23 protein-coding genes and 1 tRNA gene are annotated in these 19623 nt (G+C 63.7%); 10 read left to right on the top strand and 14 right to left on the bottom strand.

The genetic code is table 11. The annotated features are described in order from the left end of the window. Positions 1-9 precede the first annotated feature (9 nt). Complete coding sequence (locus tag LZ538_RS07105; RefSeq protein WP_249831295.1) at positions 10-870, top strand: hypothetical protein; 861 nt, start codon at positions 10-12, stop codon at positions 868-870. Here the strand turns inward: LZ538_RS07105 and LZ538_RS07100 are convergent. From LZ538_RS07100 to LZ538_RS07090, 3 genes are read right to left on the bottom strand one after another with little or no spacing between them, the layout of a single operon-like run. Beyond that, positions 827-2812 carry an ATP-binding protein gene (locus tag LZ538_RS07100; RefSeq protein WP_249831294.1) on the bottom strand — a complete coding sequence of 662 codons (1986 nt, stop codon included), beginning with the start codon at positions 2810-2812 and terminating at the stop codon, positions 827-829. The genes LZ538_RS07105 and LZ538_RS07100 overlap by 44 nt on opposite strands. Positions 2813-2870: 58 nt before the next feature. Beyond that, on the bottom strand, positions 2871-4121 hold the full coding sequence (gene spt / locus LZ538_RS07095; protein WP_249831293.1) for a serine palmitoyltransferase: 1251 nt from the start codon (positions 4119-4121) through the stop codon (positions 2871-2873). After that, entirely contained in the window at positions 4118-4366 is a 249-nt protein-coding gene (locus LZ538_RS07090; RefSeq protein ID WP_249831292.1) for an acyl carrier protein, read from the bottom strand. The genes spt and LZ538_RS07090 overlap by 4 nt, the downstream gene beginning before the upstream one ends. 182 nt (positions 4367-4548) lie before the next feature. On the opposite strand from LZ538_RS07090, the gene LZ538_RS07085 reads away from it, so the two are divergent. Beyond that, entirely contained in the window at positions 4549-5091 is a 543-nt protein-coding gene (locus LZ538_RS07085) for a hypothetical protein (RefSeq protein ID WP_249831291.1), read from the top strand. A 57-nt stretch (positions 5092-5148) separates the two neighbouring features. Here the strand turns inward: LZ538_RS07085 and LZ538_RS07080 are convergent, their stop codons facing one another. Further along, a complete protein-coding gene (locus tag LZ538_RS07080; protein ID WP_249831290.1) occupies positions 5149-5397 on the bottom strand; it encodes a hypothetical protein in 249 nt (82 codons plus the stop codon). A gap of 191 nt (positions 5398-5588) precedes the next feature. Between LZ538_RS07080 and LZ538_RS07075 the strand changes: the two genes are divergently transcribed. Both LZ538_RS07075 and LZ538_RS07070 read left to right on the top strand, forming a co-directional pair. Then, positions 5589-6743, top strand: a complete 1155-nt coding sequence (locus LZ538_RS07075) for a sensor histidine kinase (protein ID WP_249831289.1) — start codon at positions 5589-5591, stop codon at positions 6741-6743. Positions 6744-6793: 50 nt separating this feature from the next. Next, positions 6794-7534 (top strand): GAF domain-containing protein, encoded by a 741-nt coding sequence (locus tag LZ538_RS07070; protein ID WP_249831288.1) that lies wholly within the window; start codon positions 6794-6796, stop codon positions 7532-7534. Between the two features lie 9 nt (positions 7535-7543). Here the strand turns inward: LZ538_RS07070 and LZ538_RS07065 are convergent, their stop codons facing one another. Both LZ538_RS07065 and obgE read right to left on the bottom strand, forming a co-directional pair. Continuing rightward, positions 7544-8449, bottom strand: coding sequence for an NAD-dependent epimerase/dehydratase family protein (locus LZ538_RS07065; RefSeq protein WP_249831287.1), 906 nt, complete (start codon positions 8447-8449; stop codon positions 7544-7546). Further along, a complete protein-coding gene (gene obgE, locus LZ538_RS07060; protein WP_249831286.1) occupies positions 8446-9489 on the bottom strand; it encodes a GTPase ObgE in 1044 nt (347 codons plus the stop codon). The genes LZ538_RS07065 and obgE overlap by 4 nt, the downstream gene beginning before the upstream one ends. 157 nt (positions 9490-9646) lie before the next feature. On the opposite strand from obgE, the gene LZ538_RS07055 reads away from it, so the two are divergent. Further along, positions 9647-10174, top strand: coding sequence for a hypothetical protein (locus LZ538_RS07055; RefSeq protein WP_249831285.1), 528 nt, complete (start codon positions 9647-9649; stop codon positions 10172-10174). 7 nt (positions 10175-10181) lie between these two features. Here LZ538_RS07055 and LZ538_RS07050 read toward each other — a convergent pair whose 3' ends face one another. Next, entirely contained in the window at positions 10182-10805 is a 624-nt protein-coding gene (locus LZ538_RS07050; RefSeq protein WP_249831284.1) for a retropepsin-like aspartic protease family protein, read from the bottom strand. A gap of 2 nt (positions 10806-10807) precedes the next feature. Further along, complete coding sequence (locus tag LZ538_RS07045) at positions 10808-11395, bottom strand: TetR family transcriptional regulator (RefSeq protein WP_249831283.1); 588 nt, start codon at positions 11393-11395, stop codon at positions 10808-10810. A gap of 39 nt (positions 11396-11434) precedes the next feature. Here LZ538_RS07045 and LZ538_RS07040 point away from each other — a divergent pair, with 39 nt between their 5' ends. Then, positions 11435-12295: a metal-dependent hydrolase gene (locus LZ538_RS07040; RefSeq protein ID WP_249831282.1), complete on the top strand. Its 861-nt coding sequence runs from the start codon at positions 11435-11437 to the stop codon at positions 12293-12295. On the opposite strand, the gene LZ538_RS07035 is transcribed toward LZ538_RS07040, so the two are convergent. The 4 genes from LZ538_RS07035 to hspQ all read right to left on the bottom strand — a co-directional run bounded on the left by LZ538_RS07035 (position 12292) and on the right by hspQ (position 14425). Then, a complete protein-coding gene (locus tag LZ538_RS07035) occupies positions 12292-12843 on the bottom strand; it encodes a GNAT family N-acetyltransferase (protein ID WP_249831281.1) in 552 nt (183 codons plus the stop codon). The two genes, LZ538_RS07040 and LZ538_RS07035, sit on opposite strands and share 4 nt — an antisense overlap. Positions 12844-13048: 205 nt before the next feature. Continuing rightward, positions 13049-13321: a 50S ribosomal protein L27 gene (rpmA, locus tag LZ538_RS07030; RefSeq protein ID WP_249831280.1), complete on the bottom strand. Its 273-nt coding sequence runs from the start codon at positions 13319-13321 to the stop codon at positions 13049-13051. A gap of 6 nt (positions 13322-13327) precedes the next feature. Then, on the bottom strand, positions 13328-13930 hold the full coding sequence (rplU, locus tag LZ538_RS07025; RefSeq protein WP_249831279.1) for a 50S ribosomal protein L21: 603 nt from the start codon (positions 13928-13930) through the stop codon (positions 13328-13330). A gap of 126 nt (positions 13931-14056) precedes the next feature. Continuing rightward, positions 14057-14425, bottom strand: a complete 369-nt coding sequence (gene hspQ, locus LZ538_RS07020; protein WP_249831278.1) for a heat shock protein HspQ — start codon at positions 14423-14425, stop codon at positions 14057-14059. A gap of 84 nt (positions 14426-14509) precedes the next feature. Between hspQ and LZ538_RS07015 the strand changes: the two genes are divergently transcribed. Continuing rightward, positions 14510-14599, top strand: a tRNA-Ser gene (locus LZ538_RS07015). A 261-nt stretch (positions 14600-14860) separates the two neighbouring features. Then, a complete protein-coding gene (locus LZ538_RS07010) occupies positions 14861-15667 on the top strand; it encodes an ASCH domain-containing protein (protein WP_249831277.1) in 807 nt (268 codons plus the stop codon). Positions 15668-15686: 19 nt separating this feature from the next. Here the strand turns inward: LZ538_RS07010 and LZ538_RS07005 are convergent, their stop codons facing one another. Continuing rightward, positions 15687-15902 (bottom strand): hypothetical protein, encoded by a 216-nt coding sequence (locus LZ538_RS07005; RefSeq protein WP_249831276.1) that lies wholly within the window; start codon positions 15900-15902, stop codon positions 15687-15689. A 345-nt stretch (positions 15903-16247) separates the two neighbouring features. Here LZ538_RS07005 and LZ538_RS07000 point away from each other — a divergent pair, with 345 nt between their 5' ends. Beyond that, entirely contained in the window at positions 16248-16871 is a 624-nt protein-coding gene (locus LZ538_RS07000; RefSeq protein ID WP_249831275.1) for a TMEM175 family protein, read from the top strand. A gap of 199 nt (positions 16872-17070) precedes the next feature. Here LZ538_RS07000 and LZ538_RS06995 read toward each other — a convergent pair whose 3' ends face one another. Next, complete coding sequence (locus tag LZ538_RS06995; RefSeq protein WP_249831274.1) at positions 17071-17997, bottom strand: hypothetical protein; 927 nt, start codon at positions 17995-17997, stop codon at positions 17071-17073. Between the two features lie 272 nt (positions 17998-18269). Here LZ538_RS06995 and LZ538_RS06990 point away from each other — a divergent pair, with 272 nt between their 5' ends. Further along, positions 18270-19277: an LLM class flavin-dependent oxidoreductase gene (locus LZ538_RS06990; RefSeq protein WP_249831273.1), complete on the top strand. Its 1008-nt coding sequence runs from the start codon at positions 18270-18272 to the stop codon at positions 19275-19277. The last annotated feature ends 346 nt before the right edge of the window (positions 19278-19623 follow it).

Here is a 19623-nt window from a genome sequence, read left to right as displayed (position 1 = left end):
CGCCCTCCCATGACCGAATTGCGCGACCTCGTCGCGGAAGAGCTGGACTTGCCCGTAGACGACCGGGTGACCGGCATGGCAGCCGCGATTGCCGCCAAGCATGGCGAGGCCAGCCGCGCAGTGCTGTTCTACGGTTCGTGCCTGCGGCAGCAGAAGCTCGACGGGCTGATGCTCGATTTCTACCTGATCGTTTCCAATTATCGCGCCGCCTACGATAAAAGCTGGCTGGCGGCCGCCAACCGGCTGATCCCGCCGAACGTCTTCTATTTCGAGCGAGACGGGCTTGCCGCTAAATATGCGGTGCTCAGCGAACGCGACTTCCATCGGCTAAACGGTCCGGAAACCCGCAACGTCTCGGTGTGGGCCCGTTTCGCCCAGCCTTCGCGCCTCGTCTGGGCAGCGGACAAGGAGGCGCGTGAGGAGGTAATCGACGCGGTCAGCAGGGCCGCGCCGACCTTGCTCGCCGCGGCAGGTGTGAGATCGAAAGCGAAGCCGCTCGACGCCTGGCGGCGCGCGTTCGCGCTAACCTATTCCGCCGAACTGCGCGCCGAGCGGAAGGGCAAGGAAGCGTCGGTCGTCGACCAGGACCGCGACCGCTATCTGCGCTTCGCCGACCCCGCAATCGCTGCCGCAAAGGAGCTGCGTATCTCACGCGGCTGGAGGCGCCGCCGTATCCAGGGCAAGACGCTGTCGGTATTGCGGCTGGTCAAGGCGAGCGCGACGTTCGCCGGCGGCGCGGAATATATCGCGTGGAAGATCAACCGGCACGCCGGCACCCAGATCCGGCTGAAGCCGTGGCAGCAGCGGCATCCGCTGCTCGCTGCGATTACCCTTTTGCCGCGGCTGCTGAAGAGCGGGGCAATTCGCTAGCGATCCGCCCGAGCGCCGATGAGACGGCGCTTGCCAGGGCCCCGACCGTGAAGGGCTTACGAAGGAGCTCGTAGCCGCGCAGCTCGTCGCTTTCGCCCTCGCCGACATATCCAGTGACAAAGAGCACCGCGAAATCGCGATCGTAGCTGCTCTTGAGGTGGCGGATGAGCTCGGGGCCGGTCATTTCCGGCATGATCACGTCGGTGATGACGAGGTCGAATTCCTGCGCCTGGAAAATCTCGATCGCCTCCGCCCCGCTCGAGCATGCTACGGGATCGTAATCGAGATCCTCAAGCGCTCCGACGGTAGCCGTGCGGACGCGAGGATCGTCTTCAACCAGCAGGATGCGCGCGCCCGGCACGCGGATCTCCGCGTCGGCAGCGCGCTGCACGGCGGGATGGACGCGGACAGAGGCGGCGACCTCCGTGCGCGGCAGGTAGATGGACACCGTGGTGCCTCGTCCCACCTGGCTTTCAATGCCGACCTCGCCGCCCGATTGGTGCGCGAAGCCGAAGATCTGGCTGAGGCCGAGGCCGGTGCCTTTGCCCACCGGCTTGGTCGTGAAGAAGGGCTCGAAGGCGCGCTCCAGGACCTCGGGAGGCATTCCGCAACCCGTATCGGTGACACTGATCCTGACATACTCGCCAGCGCGCACGTCGCCGACCTCATTGGCCGCCAGCGATACGTTCTCGGTGGCGATGCGCAGCAGTCCCTGGCCGTCCATCGCGTCGCGCGCGTTGACCGCGAGGTTGACGATAGCATTCTCAAGCTGGTGGGCATCGACGTAAATTGGCCAGGTCTCGCGCCCGAGGTCGATTTCCACCTTGACCCGCTCGCCCAGCGTTCGGTCGAGCAGGTCGGACATGCCCCCGATCAGATCGGTGCTGTCGACCCGCTCCGGCAACAGCGGTTCGGAGCGAGCGAAGGAGAGCAGGCGCCGGGTGAGCGCCGCGGCGCGCGTAGCCCCCTCCATCGCATTCTGAAGATGCATCAGCACTTCGCGGCGCGGTCCGTTGAGGCGCCGTTGCGCGAGGTCAATGCCGCCGACGACGACGGCCAGCATGTTGTTGAAGTCGTGCGCGATGCCGCCGGTGAGCTGGCCCACCGCCTCCATCTTCTGCACCTGCCGCAGCTGAGCCTCGGCCGCCTCGCGCTCGGCCGCTTCGGCCTTGAGGGCCTGGTTCGCCTCCCACAATTCCTGCGTCCGATCGCGCACCGCCAGCTCCAGCACTTCGGCACGCTCCGCCTCATTTTCGGCATCGCGACGGGATTGCGCATTCTGGCGCAGCGCCTGCACCGCGATCACGCCGAGGAATACGGCGCCGACGGCGACGATTCCGCCGAGCCAGCTGAGATAATCGGTGAACCGGTCCGCCTCGGCCGAGAAGATCTGGCTTTGCTCGATGCGCTCGCGAAGCGAGCCGCGTTCGCTGACAATGATCTCATTGAGCTTGGAGTCGAGCTTGGTCAGCGTGTCCGAGCGGCCGGCCTGGTAGAAATAGCTGATTCCGCTCTGATCCTGTCCGGCGAGAGCGGCGCGCGCCGCCAAGGCCAGCTCCTCGCCTCGTTGCCGGTATAGGCTCTGGAGCTCCTGGACGCGCCGCTCCTGCGCGTCATTGCCGCGGATCAACCGCGCGAGCTGGGTGATCTGGTAACCGGCGAGCTCCCAGTCGCTCGAATAGATGGCGCCGGTTTCCTTGCGCTCGTCCAGGACGAAGCGGCCCAGCGCGGCTTCCGCCCGCGAGATGTTCGAGCTGACATTCCGAACGACCAGCGCGACATCGTAGGCGCGCCGCTCCGCATTGAGGGCGCGCTCGCGATTGTCATTGGTGAACTTGACCAGGATGACCATGGACAGGAGGATCAGCGCCGCGAGCAGGCCCACGCCAGCCGCGCCTCCTCGACGCCAGTCGAACCTGACCTCTTCCCCGTCCCCGATCATGAGCGCAGTCTAGACGCGTTAACCAATTGGCGAAAGCCAAAGGTTCCCTTGTTTTTCCTCAGCTTATGCAACCTGTAGCACGGCCCGCCGCAGCGAACATGCCAAGGATCTCGCCGACCTGTTCCTCACTATGCAGGGCGCATAACGAGCAGCGCAGGAGCGTCATGCCGGCCGGCGTCGCCGGCGGCCTCGCGAGGTTCACGTACAAGCCTTCCTGCAGCAACGCCTCCCACATCGCCGCCCCAGTCTCGAGATCGGGCATGATGACGGCGATGATCGCGGACTGCGGCTCATCGGTTCCAAGCGTGAATCCGAGCTGGCGAAGGCCGGCGTGGAGACGCTTGCTGTTCTCCCAGAGATGAGCGCGCTTGTCGGCGCTATCCATCAGCTTGCGGATGGAGGTCGCGGCGGTCGCGACGACAGATGGCGGCAGCGAGGCCGTGAAGACGTACGGACGGCAGACGAGGCGCAGGATCTCGAACTTCGGATGGTTCGACACGCAGAAGCCGCCGACCGTACCGACCGATTTGGAGAAGGTCCCGATGATGAAATCGACATCGTCGATGACGCCCTGTGCTTCGGCGACGCCGCGGCCATGCTCGCCGATGAAGCCCATCGAATGCGCTTCGTCCACGAGCACCATCGCTCCCGCAGCTTTCGAGACAGCCACCATTTCCTTCAGCGGAGCGACGTCCCCAAGCATCGAATAGACGCCCTCGAGCACGACGAGCTTTCCGGCATCCTCCGGAATACGTTTCAGCCGCTTCTCAAGCGCTTCGACGTCATTGTGGCGGAAGGGGACGATCTGCGCGTTGCCGAGCGCGCAACCGTCGTAGATCGACGCATGGCTGTCGATGTCGAGGACGATATAATCCTCTTTCCCGGCGATGGTCGAAATGATGCCGAGGTTCGCCTGATAGCCCGTCGAGAAGACCATCGCGTGGTCCATCGCGTAGAAGTCGCAAAGCGCCTGCTCGACCGCCTTGTGGCCGCCGTAAGTGCCGTTGAGGACGCGGCTCCCGGTTGTGCCCGAGCCGAACTCGTCAAGCGCCTTGTGACCCGCGGCGACGACGTCCGGATCGAATGTCATGCCCATGTAATTGTAAGTGCCGAGCAGGATCGTCCGCCGGCCGTTGCAGATCGCGACGGTCGGGCTCTCGACCCGTTCCATGACCAGGTTGAAGGGGTCGGTGACTCCGCTCGCGAGCAGCTGCTCCCGCTGCTGGATCAGCGGATCGAACTTGGAGAAAAGGTCGGGCGAGCTTGGGCCCTCCGCCGCCGCCGTGCCTTCAATTCCGGGATCGGTCACTTGCCGTCCTGCAGGCGCTGCAGGGCGTCGACGAGCTGGCCGACGGTCTCGATCTCGGCCTGCATGTTCATGCTGATGATGACGTCGAACTCGTCCTCGACGTTGGCTACGAAATCGAGCACGGTCAGGCTATCCCATTCGAGATCCTGGGCGAACCTGGTTGCTTCCGTGATGGAGACGCCCTTCTTGTTGAAGGGCGCGATCATCTCGACGACTTTGGCGTAAATGGACTGGCGGTCGGGCATTCGGGTTCCGTTAGTGCGCTAGCCGACCGTTCGCAACGCAATGGGGCGCGAATGCGGCCTTCGCGAGGCGATAAGAACGCGCCGATTTCGTCAAGTCCGGAACGGAAAGTTGATCATCGTCAGTTGAAGTGCGGAGCATTTGGTGCTGAGAAATCGCCCGGGGCACGGCAAGGGGGAGTGAGATGGTTCGCGCCGCTTTCATTCGCTGGCTTCTGAGCCCGGCGCCAAGCGCCTGGCAGGCACTGCTTTGCGGTCTTTTCGCAGTGTGGATTCCCACCGTCATGAGGATGGCTGTCGACGGGGTGATCACGGGCTGTGAGTTCACGCCCTACCTGCCGTTCGTTCTGATCTCCGCGATACTTTTGCGCTGGTGGCAGGCGGCGCTCGTCGCGCTGGCTTCCGTAGTCGTAATGGGTGGCCTGATCGGCGGCTCGTGGATGTTCGAAATGCCGTGCTTCGTCTCGGCGACGGGGATGTTCCTCGCGGCATCGACGGTGATGATCGGAGTGGCGGTCATTGTCCGTTACGTCATCGTGGCAATGCAGAAACGGGGCGCGGATGAATCCCTGGGCGGCGTCGTGTTCAGCCTGGAAAAGGGCGAGGTCTGGGCGAGCTGGTACGGCCAGGGGCCGCCGGTGCTTCTCGGATCGCAACGCAAGGTCGCCGAGATGATGCAGGACTTCCTCGCTCAGGTGGAGATCGGAAAGCGGCTCAACGGCCGTTGAACGGGCGTGCTCAGCGTCCCTGGATCTGCTCTGGCGCCGCGACGGCGCCGTCCCTGGTCACGTCGTCAGGAAATTTCGAAGCCAGCGCCGCTGCTGCTCGCCGAACTGCTCGTCGGTGCGGCGGCGATTGAAGCCCGCCAGGTAGCCAATCACTTCTTCCTGCGGAAAATCCTGTGGCGTGCCGGGTTCAGTCAGGCGGATATAGGTCCGCTCCGAGAGATATTCGACGCTCGCCCAATCGGCCTCAAAGTGATCCTCCTGAGCAAGGATCGCCGAAAGCTCGGCCTTCAATTCGTCGATTGTCATCACGCCTCGGGCTTGCCCTCATAGGTGAGGAAATACCCTAGGGACACGCACGAACAGGATTCTACGAATCGCGCCGCAATCATCACAATTCGTGACAAAATCCGGTCAGTTCCAAGCATCCGGGTTCTCCCCGAATCAACTAGCCCTGTCTCTTAACCTAGGCTATTATTCAGGCCACTGGGGGGCCGCGCATGGCAGGGGCAGCGCCCAATGATGAAAGAATCGCGACGGAGGCCGCAGGGCTTTACGTCGAGGCCGCTGCCGCGTCCCGCACCGCCGCAGAATTCGGATCCATCTTCGAAAAGCTGATCGAAGGGCTGCCGGAACAGATTGCGCTGCTCGACGAGAACTGGGTCGTCGCCGCCGCCAACGAGTCCTGGCTGAGCATGATCAAATCGCTCGAATATGACCTCAACCCGGGCTCGAATTACCGTACGTTTTGTATTGAGAAAGGCGCCAAGGGCCACAAGGCCGCTGCGGCCGCAGCCGCGGCGTTTCCCGGCCTGGAGAGCGGTGAAACCAGCTCTTTCCTTCTCGATTACGCCGGGCAGGGGGAGCTGGAAGGCCGCGATTTCCAGGTCCAGATCCATCGCTTCGAGATCGGGGGTCAGCGCTTTGCCACCGTCACCCGGGCAGAGGTTACGGAACTGGTCCAACTGCGGCGAATGAAGGAAGGCTTCAGCAGCACGCTGGAACGGACCCAAGAAGTCGAGCGCCAGCGCATCGCGCGGGAACTGCACGATTCAACGATGCAGTCGCTGACCGGCGCCGCGCTTGCTCTTGGGCACCTGAGGCGCTCGGCGATTAGCGAAGAAGCGAACGAGGTGGTCTCGGAGATCGAGTCCCTTCTGCTCGAGGCTCAGAACGAGCTCCGCTCCATCTCCTACCTCGCCCATGCGCACCAGCCTGAACATGTGGAGCTTGGCCAGGCCGTGGCTACGCTGGTGGAAGGGTTCGCCCGGCGCGCCGATCTTCGCGCCCTGGTCGAGATCGAAAGCCCGCTTGCGCTGCCTGGCAAGGGGGTGCAGCGGGCGCTCTACAGGGTCGTCCAGGAAGCCATTTCGAACGTGCATCGTCACTCTCGCGGCAGCGAATTGGGGGTCCGGGTGCTGTCGCGGCGCGCGCTTCTGCACGTGACAATTGCGGACAACGGGATCGGCATTCCCGAAAAGGCGATGGAAGGCGTCGGCCTCCAGAGTATGCGTGAACGCCTCAGGGAAATCGGCGGGCGCCTGTCGGTCCGCCACCTGGCGCCAGGGACGCTGGTGATCGCCAGCGTGCCCCTGGAGAAGAATGCACCCGATCAGGCGGCTATGCGGGTCATTCCCCAGCTTACTAACCAATAGTCGGTATAGCAGATGCAACCCGTTCGGTTCAGAATGGTTAACGAAGACTAATGGCATTCGCGCTGCAACTTCGTGAATCGCTCGACGAGCGACATGGCCGGCTGGAGCAGGAATTTGCCGCGGGCACCGACTTGCGCACAATTTTGACCCGCCATCTCGAGGCGGTGGAAAATGCCGCCGATACCGAATTGCTGACGTCTATATTGCTTCTCGAGGGCGGATTGCGCCTGCGTCATGCAGCTGCGCCAAGGCTTCCGGACTCCTATTGCGACGCAATTGACGGCGGGGAGATCGGCCCGGCGGCCGGTTCTTGCGGAACGGCCGCATTCGTCGGTCATCCGATCTATGTCGTGGACATCGCGACGGACCCACTCTGGGCCGATTATCGTGAGATTGCGCTCGAACACGGATTGCGGGCTTGCTGGTCAACGCCGATCTTCGGTCCGCAGCATGCGGTGCTGGGAACGTTCGCCATCTACCACCCGACGCCGCGTAGTCCGACGCCAGCGGAGGTGCAGGCGATCGCGATGATCAGCGAGCGGGTCTCGGCGGCAATCGTGATGTCCCGCACTTGCGCGCGCGAACGGCAAGCCGATTTGCATTATCTACGACTCCAGGAATTCGATGGGCTCAGGGCAGTTCGGGACAGGCTGAACCAGAATGCCAGCTCCCTGAGCGGGCTCACAAAAATCTCCGATGCGCAGGACATCACGGATCGGCTGCATGCCGTTGCGCGGGACTGCCGCAGCATCCTTTACGACCTCAAGAGCTGGAACAATCCGCTCAACTAGCTCGGCGGCTCACAACCATTTCTGTTCGCGATACCAGGCGGCCGTCTCAGCCAGCCCGTCCGGCGTCGGCACTTGCGAGCGCCACAGGTTCTCCGGCGCGCCGAGCTTGGCATCCACCACCCAATCCTTGTGCGAGAAATAAGCGGCGCGGTCGACGGTGAGCTTGGCCCTGGGGCCGCGGAACAGCTGATCGGCGCGCGCGGCAAGACGAAGCAGGATTCCGGGCGACGACACGATCGTTGGCCGGGTTCCGACCGCCCGGCCCAGGGCTTGTGCGAATTCGCGATGAGTCCAGCCGTTGGGCTTGCCGTCATCGGCCTCGATGGTCAGGCTCGATGGAGCATCGGACCTCGTCAGCGCGAGCAGCAGCCCCGCAAGATCGTCGGCATGTATGACCGATAGCCTTCCGCGCGGCGGCATGAGCATCAGGCCGAGCTTCGCCATGCGGAAAAGCTCCAGCGTCTCCTTGTCCCCGGGACCGTAGACGGCCGGAGGTCGAACGATCGCCCAATCGAGCCCGGATCCGCGCACCAATTCTTCGGCGCGCGCCTTTGAGGCGCCGTATAGCGACAGCTTCGGCTCGCGTGCGGCCAGCGAGGAGACGTGGATGAAGCGGTGCACGCCGCCGGCGGTCGCGGCCGCCAGCATGGCGAGCGTGCCTGCCACGTTGCCGAGCTCAAAACCCGCTGCCGTGGGAGAGCTGATCACGCCCGCGACATGGATTACGGCGTCGGCATCGGCCACGAGCGCTTCGAGCGCTTGGCGATCCTCAAGGCTGCCGCGAACCCAATGGATCCCGTCGCGGGCATCCCGGTCCCGTCGAGTCAAGGCCGTGACCTCATGTCCGGCAGCGACGGCGGCGGCGATCAGGTGCGCACCGACAAAGCCGGTGCCGCCGGTAATCGCCAGCTTCATAGAGGGGACCAGGGCCGCTCGGCGATCGCTTCCTCGCGCTCATCCTCGGTTGCGGCGCCAAGCCGCTCGATAATCATGTCGAGCAAGGGCGCGAGGCCTTCCTCCAACGGCGCGGAGATCGGGACGACCTTGGCGCCTGCCGCTTTCTCGAGCGCCTTGACGAGCTTCGCGCGCTTCTTGTCGTCGAGGAGATCGGCCTTGGTCAGGGCGATGATTTCGGGCTTGTCGGCAAGGCCCGCGCCATATTCATCCAATTCTCCCCGGACGACATTCCAGGCATCCACCGGGTCTTCGGCGTCCCCGGCTACAAGATGCAGCAGCACGCGCGTCCGCTCGATGTGGCCGAGGAAGCGGTCGCCGATGCCGGCGCCTTCGGCAGCGCCCTCGATCAGCCCGGGAATGTCGGCGATCACGAACTCGCGACCCTTATGCCGGACAACGCCGAGCTGAGGCCGGAGCGTAGTGAACGGGTAATCGCCAACCTTGGCGCTCGCGTTGGTCACGGAATTCAGGAAGGTCGACTTGCCCGCATTGGGCAGGCCCACGAGGCCGACGTCGGCAAGCAATTTGAGGCGCAGCCAAACCCACAGCTCTTCGCCCGCTTCTCCCGTCTGGTGCTGGCGGGGCGCCCTGTTGGTCGAGCTCTTGTAGCTGGCGTTGCCGCGGCCGCCCATGCCTCCGCGAAGCAGCACGACCCGCTCGCCCTCCCTGGTCAGGTCGGCGAGCAGGGTACGGTCCTCATCGTCGGTGAGGATCTGGGTCCCGATGGGGACCTTGATGACCAGATCGTCGCCCCCGGCTCCGGTCCGGTTGGAACCTGCGCCGCCCTTGCCCCGAGGCGCGCGGAAATGCTGCGTGTAGCGAAAGTCGATCAAGGTATTGAGGCCCGGCACGGCCTCGAACACGACGTCGCCGCCTTTGCCGCCGTCACCGCCGTCGGGGCCGCCGAACTCGACGAACTTTTCGCGCCTGAAGCTCACGGCGCCGGCGCCGCCGGCCCCGGACCGCACGAAAATCTTGGCCTGATCGAGGAAATGCATCGCGGCCAGTTAGGCGATGCGAGCGGGGAGGGGAACCTTTGGCCTGCCTGGCCTCCGTCGTCGGCATGGCGCGCCGCGCCAACGGACAGGCGATAACCGCCGATAGCAACCAGCGTTTTGACTTATGCTCACGGGTTCCAGCGAGTCGGGTAGGGAGATGGAGATCGAGAGTCCTTCGAATGTGCGCGAGAGCGCGGTGTCGGGCGAGGACGTCGCCGAAGGGCTGATGCTCGTCCGCGCAAGCACGCTCAAGATTATCCGGCTGCAGCTGGCGATGGAGCGGCACGACCGGCGCGGCGTGCTGGAGGCAGTGGACGATCTCGTTGCGCTCGACCGGCGCCTGCAGGATTGCCTCGCGCACATGCCGGCCGATGGCGACCGCCTGATGTTCAGGCATGAACTCGATACCGAGAGCGCCTTGCTCAATCGGGAAAAGCTTAGTCTTGCGGCCGAAGTGCTGTGCAGGCCGGCCGACCTCCTGGTCGAGCCGACGGAGGTGGCTGACGACGATTGGCTCGGCCCGCGCGATCTGCCGATGGAGCAACATCAAGAACCGCGGAAGCGGCGCCGGTTGCTGGCCCTGGCCCTTCCCGCGCTCGCGGCGGGGCTGGCGGCCGGGGCCTATGCGATAAGCCTCGATCAAGCCGCGAGCTGGCTCGCGCAGGCCGCCGGCCTGCTGTCGTGATGGCCTATTAACCGGCCTCGGGTTGCGGGTGATGGGGAACGAGGACGAGCGTCCGCCCCTCGACGCGCCAGGATTCGAGCGCTGACAGGAAGTTCATGCCGAGGACGTCCAGGTCGCCGAGCCCCGGCGATGTGACGATCTTGAGGTCGCGGGCAACGATATTGCCCACCTTGAGCTCATCGATGTTGCCGGTGCGCGCCGGCGCCATCCCATTCGCGGTGCGAAGCATGACCGGGGTAAGCCCGGTCCCGGTCTCTATCGCCGCGCGGCGCGCGGTATCGTCCGAAAGCGCCGTCATCGTCGCTCCGCTGTCGATGAGCATCCGGCGCGGCACGCCGTTCACGTCGGCATTGACCCAGAAATGACCGTCGGCGGCCATGCGCACGCGCACCTCCTTCCCGACGACCTTCTGGCTGTCGAGGCCGATCCGGCTCGTGAAGCGGGCGAGCGTGGGGTCGAACGGCGCCTGCCGCAGAATGACGAAGATCAGGAAGGCGAGCATCGCGAATGACAAAGCGAAGCGAATGAACTTACCGACGACGGGTATGCGCTGAAGCAAGGTGATCGTCAGGGCCGCGGCCACGGCGATGATCGCGAGATGCTGCCAGTCGGGAGTTGTAGTGGCGGGCATGATCACTCGCGCGGATGCGCATGCTCGATCTGCGAGCGGAGGCGCTTCGCGGCGATCTTGCGCGCCGTGTCGCCGTCAAGCTCCAGGGCCTCCGCGATCGATGGTCCAAGCAGGGAATCGCCGAGTGCAAGCAACGTCAGCCAAAGGGTGGTCTCGTCGACATGACGGTCCTCGTGACCGACCTTGAGGTGCCCGACGAGGTCGCGGATCGATTCGAGGATGGGATTCAACGCATCGCGATTGCCGGACAGGATCATCCACGCCGCGAGCGCTCCGGCACCCTCGCTGCTGAAGGCGTCGAACGTCATTTCGGCGATGTCGCCGGCGTCGGCCTCGCCGGCGCGTGCGCGCTCCACCGCCTCACCGATGCTGCCGGTCACGCGCTCCGCGATCGACCTTGCGAGCTCCGCCTGGAGCCCCGCCGCGGACCCGAAATGATGGAGGAGATTGGCGTGCGTACGCCCGATCTCCGCCGCGACGGCCTTCAACGTGACGGCCTGCGGCCCATCGCGCAGCAGAAGGCGCCGTGCTGCCGCAAGCGCGGCCGATCGGCTTTCTTCCGGGTTCAGGCGTTTTCGTGCTATTGACATCGATGTAAGTTATTTTACTTTCAGAGCATGAGCACGACTATGTTGCCGACTCCAGCGGACCTGACAATAACGCCGCGCGATCGCCGTTTCGGCAGGGACGCGACGCTGACCCGCCTGTGGCACGGCGGCCGCGTCGAAGCGACTGCCATCTACAACGCATTGTCGACGACTTTCCCCAAAGGCGAAGCGTATTTCGTCGAAAGCGTCCGGGCCTTCCGCGAGAACACGCCGGAAAAGCTTGGCCGGGAGATCAAAGCCTTCACCACGCAGGAGGCGATCCACAGCCGCGAGCATGATGCGTTCAACAAGCGCGCGGAAAATGCCGGCTACGATCTTTCGAAGCTCGAGGAGCGCGTCGAATATCGGCTGAGCTTCAGCCGCAAGCGGCCGCCCGTCGTTGCGCTCGCGGCTACGATGGCGCTTGAGCATTTCACTGCGATCCTGGCGCACCAGCTGCTCGCCAACCCCAGGCATCTCGAAGGCGCCGATAAGGAGGCCGCGGAGCTGTGGAGGTGGCATGCGGTCGAAGAGATCGAGCACAAGGGCGTCGCCTACGACACCTGGCTGTTCGCGACGCGCGACTGGCCGCGGTCGAAGCGCTGGAAGGTCAAGGCGAAGGTCATGATGTTCGTCACCCGCAACTTCCTTGTTGATCGCACGACAGGTGCGCTCGAATTGATGCGGCAGGACGGGGTGACGGGTGCGCGCGCATGGGCGCTGCTGCTGTGGTACCTGTGGATCAACCCAGGCATGTTTCGGAAGATCGCGGGCGCGTGGGGCAAGTTCTTCCTGCCGGGCTTCCACCCCTGGAATGAGGATGATCGCCACCTGCTCGCCGGCTATGACACCAGCGGAGAGTTCGACGCCGCGCCAAGGCGCAAGGTCCGCGCCGCCGTTTAAGCGGCGAGAGCCTCCTCTTCCTCCGTAACCGCCGCCGCGCATAGCCGGAGCCTCATCAGCCGGGCCGGGACCTCGGCGCCGCGCGCGCAGCTAAGCCGGGGGGCGATGATTCCAAGCGCCTCGAAACCGAGCTTCTCAAGCACCCGGCCGGATGCCGGATTGTCCACGAAGTGCGATCCTTCCAGGCTGCACAGGCCGAGCGCCCGAGCGATGTCGATGAGCGCCTCGCAGGCCTCGGTGGCGAGACCGCGTCCCCAGTGCGAGCGGGCGATCCAGTAACCCATCTCGACAGCGCCCGAGGGGCGCCTTCCCAGGCCGCAAGAGCCGACCAGCTGCGGCGCGCCGCTGGTCCGCTCGAACACCAGGAGGGAAGGGAGGATGGGATCGCGCGGGCTGGCGAGGAAGGCTTCCGCGTCGCGCATGCGGTAGGGCCAGGGCGCCGTCGCGAGATTCTTGACGATCGCTTCATCGGCAATCGCAGCGGAGAGCGCGGCGGCATCTTCCGGAAATCCGGGCCTCAACAGCAGTCTTGGCGTCCTGGCGAACATCACTTCAGCTCCTCCCGAACGGCGCGTTGGCACCGCTTGGTGACAATTTCGGGAGAAGATGAAGAAGGCTTGGGGTGAGCTGCCTTCAAATCGGGAGCAAAAGAAAAGCCCCCTTTCGGGGGCTTCCCTCTTCTCCCTTTTTGGTCTCGATCCTTTTAGATCTCGTCCGGGCCGCCCCCTTTGGGAACGGCCTTTTTGACCGTTCCTATTTAGTCGCTTCCGTAAAAATCGGCATGACATGCACGTATTTACGGCCGAGCTTGCCATCTCGGAACGCAACTTGGCCGTCGGTAAGCGCAAAGAGGGTATGATCCTTGCCCAGGCCGACGTTGTCGCCCGGGTGCCACTTCGTACCGCGCTGACGCACGATGATGTTGCCGGCGAGGACAGCCTGTCCGCCGAACTTCTTCACGCCGAGGCGCTTGCTCTCACTGTCGCGGCCGTTGCGGGACGAACCGCCTGCTTTCTTATGTGCCATGTCGAATTACTTCGCTTTCGGACTCTTCTTGGCGCTGCCCTTAGCAGGTGCAGCATTTTTTGTCGACGGGGTTTCGGCCTTGGCCTTGGCGGGAGCCGCCTTCTTCGCCGCGGGCTTGGGGGCGTTCGCCGCTTTCGCGTTGTCGGGAGCCGGATTTTCAGTCGGCTTGCCGGCGACCGCGTCGGCCTGCTGCTGGTCAGCAGTTGTCTTGGTCGTTTCCTTCGCAGATGCAGCAGGCGCCTTATCCGGCTTCGCGGCGGCCTTGGGAGCTGCCTCGGCCTTGGCGGGAGCCGCCTTCTTGGCTTCCTTGTGGTCGCCAATCGCGACGATCTTCAGGATCGTGTGCTGCTGACGGTGGCCCTTCTTGCGACGATAGTTGTGACGACGCCGCTTCTTGAAGACCGTGACCTTCTCGCCCTTCGCCTGGGCGACGATCTCGGCCGCGACCGTCAGGCCGTCGGTCGACTTTAGGCTCGACCCCTCGCCGGCGAGGAGGACCTCACCCAAAGTGATGCGGTCGCCCGCATTGCCGTCGAGCCTCTCGACGACGATCTTGTCTCCGGGGGCGACGCGATATTGCTTGCCGCCCGTGCGCACGACTGCGAACATTGGCTCTTCTTCCTATTCGAATTCCGTTTCCCAGGCGCGCGTACGCTCTGCCAAGCACTGCTGCGCTCAGGGAAGCGAGCCGCCTATGGCAGGGGGCGGCAGGTGTCAACCGCCCCGGCGGACGTCCTACTGCCGGTGTTCGGCCCGCAGCTGGTAGCGTCCGTCCTCGATCCGGTCGAACATCGTCGCGATGCTCGGGTGATCGATCGGCTCGTCGCTCTCATCGGGGATGAGATTCTGCTGGCTGACGTAGGCGACGTAAGCGCTCTCCGCATTCTCGGCGAACAGGTGGTAGAAGGGCTGCTCCTTCGAAGGACGGATCGCTTCCGGGATCGACTCATACCATTCCTCGCTGTTCGCGAAGACAGGGTCGACATCGAAGATGACGCCGCGAAAATCGAACAGCCGATGGCGTACGATATCGCCAATGGCGAAGCGTGCGGACGGCATTTCGATGGCGCGGGCCATGGGGACAGAACGTTCGAACTCCAACATGGCTTCCTATCTAGGCAAGCTTGGGGGCCGCTGCTAGAGCGCGCCCGCGACCGATGCCGGCTCCGGCCCGGCAAGCGCCCTCGCGGAGAGGTGGCTGAGTGGTCGAAAGCACCGCACTCGAAATGCGGCGTACGGGCAACCGTACCGTGGGTTCGAATCCCACCCTCTCCGCCATCGCTAAGTAGTTGACTTCATTAAATTATGGTATGTGCCAGTACTCCGGCGGAATTGCGCCATTCTGACGGGACCGGGCGACTGCGGAGGTAGCCTGGACCTCCATCAAAACGGGGAATCTGACCAGATTTCTCTACCGCCAATTCCGACAGTACGGTTTGAACAGGACGACACCACCAAAGGCCTGTCACGGCGAAAAGCCATTGGACACCGGCCCGGCAGCACGCCACGTCGTCCGTCCCGTTGTTGTGGGAGAGGGGCGTGGCGCTGAAGGGACTGGTGATCGACCGGCCGTGGATCGGGATGATCCTCGCCGGCGACAAAATTTGGGAAGTGCGGTCGCGGGGTACCGCCGTGCGCGGCCGGATCGCGCTGATCGAAAAGGGGACCGGGACGGTCGTCGGGCTCGCCACGCTGGCGGACTCGCTCCCCGCTCTGGCGCCCGAGCAGATGCAGGCGCATTTCGCGAAGCACCGGATCCCGCCGGCGAAGGTCGCCGAACCCGGGTTCCGGTGGTTCACGCCGTGGGTTCTGACCGATGTCCGGCGCCTCGACCGACCGGTACCCTACCGGCACCCATCGGGCGCCGTGACCTGGGTCAATTTGTCCGCGGGCGACGAGGCGGCGATCCTGGGATCGCGACGGGCGGGCGCCACATCGACGACGCAGCCGGTCCCGTCGGCGAACATGGTGATGCCCGAGCACCGGGTTCTCGCGGGGCGGGTCGTCTCGCAGATCAGCGATGAAGCGGGGCTCGGCATCCCGGCAGGCGCGTCGACACGCGTGCGGCGGGATGGCAGCAGGCTCTACATCGACGTCGAGTGGGACGACGGGCTGCCGGCACCACGGTCAGTGTCCGGCTGGCGCGACGTGATGGGATTGTTCGGGGTCGCCGGCTCAGCCCTGTGCGCGCTCGGCGCTATGATCCATTTGCCGCTGGCGATCCTGTTCAGCGGGATCACGATCTTCGGCGCCTTGAAATGGGTCGGCGCGATGCTCGTAGCCATGCTGGTCGCGGTGATCGGCGGACACGGCGACGAGCTCGAGAAGATTTTCGGAAAGCGCTAGCCGACGGTGACGGGGTGGCTCAGTTTGTAACCCGGTAGAGGCCGAGGGCCTCCTGGAGCGCGATGTCGAGTTCGCCGATCAGCTCATCGATCCTCTCGTTTCTCTCGCAGTTGCCCTCCTTGATGATGCCGGTGACGATCCAGCCAATCAGCTCGTAGCGGTGAAGCTGACGCTCCGAGGGAGTCATCTTGTCCATGTAGCTGGGTGCGCGCACGACCTTGCGTTCCGATGCCAACTGAAACCTCCACAACACATCCGTGACAGGCCCGCAGTTCGGAGCCGATGTTCTCACAATGCGTGGGACCCGTCCGGAGGACAAGGTACAGCGCAGCAATCCGAAACTCGGGAGATCCGCTAATCTCCAATCATCGCTCCTTTAGGAGGGAAGCGCGATCACTTTGGAGTCCGTGGTAGCACCGCGTAAGCACCTCCAATCGGCGCCGGCTTGGTCAGCGAAATGTCTGTTTTCGACCCATTACGGACATTCCACGCATCCATTTGGGTCCAGCGCAACCCTGACTTGCCAAGGGTCTCAGTTACGCCCAACGCGGCCCGTCTCCGTTCCATGGGAGTGCGCGTTATGAAGACCGACCGGCTAATGGCGTTCACCGACGCGGTGGTGGCTATCGCCATGACCATCATGGTCCTCGATCTGCGCGTTCCCGCCACTCCCGCCTGGCAGGCAATCCAGCCCGTGATCCCGCTATTGGTCGCTTATGCGATGGCATTCATCAATATCGGCATCTTCTGGACCAATCACCACCATATGCTCGCGACGGCCAGCCGGGTGAACGGGCCCGCACTCTGGGCCAATCTGTTTCTGCTCTTCTGGCTGACCTTGATGCCGTTTGTGATCCGCTGGATCGGCCTTGCCGGAGTCACGCCGCAGCCCGTTGCCGCTTATGGGATAGTGACCGTGATGGCGGCCTTCGCCTACATCTGGCTCGAACGCGAGCTGATCCTGGCGGAAGGGACCGAATCGCGGATCAGGGCAGTGGTCGGCTCCCGGAAGAAGGAGTGGGTCAGTTTCGGCCTGTACGGGCTCGGAGTACCGGCCGCCTACATTTCGCCGTGGATCGCCATTTCGCTCTACATCGGGGTTTCTTTGATGTGGGTGATCCCGGACCGCCGCTTCGAGCGCTGGCACGACTTGCAGCAGTCCAAAACGCATCCCCCCGCACCGCATGCCAACCAGCTGGCCTAGCGTTATCGGTTAATGATTCAAAAGCCGTTCGCCGCTGCCCAGATCGTAACGGCGGTGTCAAAGCTCATAACTGCAGGGCTTTGACACGCGTGCGCTGCCCAAATTTCGATTAGCTCGACGGCGTGCCCCGATCAAAACTCCTTTGTGAGCCCTGCCAGCACACTAACTGACGACGGCCCGCCCCAAGCCGCCGCAGAGCTTAGCCCCCTTGAATGGCACCCGTCAGCGTCGCGTCGTGTGTCGTCTTCCGCGTCCCGAAGTCTCCGGACAGCCACCCTGCGATATTCAGCGCATAAAGATGCGTGTCCGCCATCGCTTCAGGCACGCGTTGCAGGCCATCACCCGGCTTTTCGCTGACAAAGCTTGGGCAGCCGGACCGCGGGTCCCAATTATAGTCGGCGAAGCGGTGGAAGGTGCTTTCGGCAATCGCTGGACCGCCATGCTCGCCAGGCTCGAAGGCGACAGAGATGTTAAAGTCGGCGCCGGTCGCCTTGCTCTTCCCCTTTACGATCACGCGCGCGCCCTCTTCTTTCGGAGCGCCGATGTCGCCCTCGTGAGGGTGAGCAGGCAGAAAGCGGATCGAGGCGCGCGATCCCTTTTTGGCGAGCACAGGATGCGCGTCCCCAACAACCTCGATCTCCAGGAAATCGCCGTTGGCCCCGGAGTGAAAGTTCGGCCAATCGATGTCGGTCGTGTAAGGATCATCGCGCTTGCGACGGCTGACGTCCGGATCCGGCTGTTTGGAATGAAAGTAATGCGCCTTTCCAACGCCGCCCAAGGTGCAGACTGATGACCCCAAGTCCATGTGGTCGCGCGTCACGAGCAGTCCCCCGCCATTCTTCCGGAAGCGGGAGATGGCAGCGCAATCCTGCTCTGTAAGACCGTCTCCGGTATCAACCGCAAACAGCCAAAGCTCGTCGATGTCGCTTTGATCGATGGTCGATAGAACCGAGTCCGGCTTCCCGGGCGGCTCGCGATCGCGTGCAGTCACTTCGTAGAGCGCGTTGCTGCTTTCATCGCGCGCATCTCGAAGCAGCGCAGCGAGCTTGCCGAAGCGCGCGATCGACCAATCGTCTTCGGTGGTTGGGATGGTCGTCTGAAGCAGGATCTTCTTCGGCTTGATCATGAACGTCTCCATCAGCGCACCGACTGTTGAGTCCCAACGGAGCACCTTGATCGGAGCGGGAGCTCGATGGTCTCTCTGCCAGGCGTATGCTCACGGGAGGGAAGCCGCCTAATTGCTTCCCCCTAGCACCGAAAGGAAGCGAACGCCCGCCTTATCCAAGCGTTCTCCCCAAGAGCCGGCTCAAACCGAGTGTCTGCTTTGATCCATTGCAGACATTAGCGCTGTACTCGTTTCTCATTGAAAGCCCCGCCGTCGCCCCCACATCCAATCGCATGCTATCGATCCCTCTCTCGGTCCTCGATCTTTCACCGATCGTCGAGGGCAGTGACGCAGGACAATCTTTGCGCAATTCCGCGGCTCTCGCGCAGCACATCGAGAGACTTGGCTACAAACGCTTTTGGATGGCAGAGCATCATTCGATGCCGGGGATCGCGAGCGCAGCGACCGCCGTGGCGCTGGCATTCGTCGGATCCAAGACATCAACCATCCGGATGGGCGCCGGCGGCATCATGCTGCCCAACCATTCGCCCCTGATCATAGCCGAGCAGTTCGGAACTCTCGAAAGCCTGTTTCCGGGGCGTGTCGACCTCGGTCTTGGCCGTGCGCCTGGGACCGACCAAGCGGCCGCCTATGCGATGCGGCGCAACCTCGCGTCGGACGCCAACCAATTCCCGAACGATGTCTTGGAGCTGATCGGCTATTTCCGCGGAGAAAACGGCCGCGTCCGAGCAATTCCCGGCGAGGGCTTGGACATCCCGATCTGGATCCTGGGTTCGAGCCAGTTCGGGGCGCAGCTGGCCGCGATGCTCGGGCTTCCCTACGCATTCGCGTCGCACTTCGCGCCCCAGATGATGATGGAGGCGATTGCAGTCTACCGGCAGCAGTTCAAGCCTTCGGAGCAGCTGGCCGAACCTTATGTGATGCTCGGGTTCAACGCGATCGTCGCCAATACGGACGAGCAGGCCGAGCTGCTCGCGACCTCGGTGCAGCAGGCGTTTATTTCGCTGCGCACTGGAATGCCTACTAAACTGCCGCCGCCCAGGCGCGGCTATGCCGACGAATTGCCGCTCGAATCGCGTGCCATGCTGCGCTCGGTACTCTCCGCTTCCGCCATAGGGAGCCAAGAGACAGCGCGGCGGCAGATGGAGGAGTTTGTTGAGCGTACCAAACCGGATGAACTCATCGTCACCGCGCAGATTTACGACCATGAGGCGCGGCTCCGCTCCTACGAGCTTTTGATGGAAGCCGTCAGCCAGCCTGAAATCGCCCCCGCCAGTTAAAGCTCTAGGTCCGCTTTCGACCCATTGCAGACATTAGTGCCACCGGTCAGCTTGCCGGCATGATAGGCAAGTCACCTCGTACCGATAATTGCCGTGATCGGGTGGTCGCTTGTGAACCTGCGCAGTTGAATGCCGCCGCAAAGCAACCGATGATTTGACGGGTCCGCCGCACCCCCCCAATGCACTAGAGCCGACGCGCTACCGCGAACGGCGAGGCGTTGGTGGTTCTTCGTCCGCCCCATTCGCCTCGCCTTCGACTAATTCGTCCGCGGCCTTTTCCCAGTCCTCAGAGGCGTGGGGGCGACCAGCCGCGGCCGCTGCCTCTGCTCTCACCTGCGCGTACAAG

This window comes from Sphingomonas hankyongi, from assembly GCF_023516575.1.
GTDB lineage: Bacteria > Pseudomonadota > Alphaproteobacteria > Sphingomonadales > Sphingomonadaceae > Sphingomicrobium > Sphingomicrobium hankyongi.
Note: the sequence above shows the minus strand (reverse complement) of the source record. Positions and strands in the feature narration are given on the sequence as shown.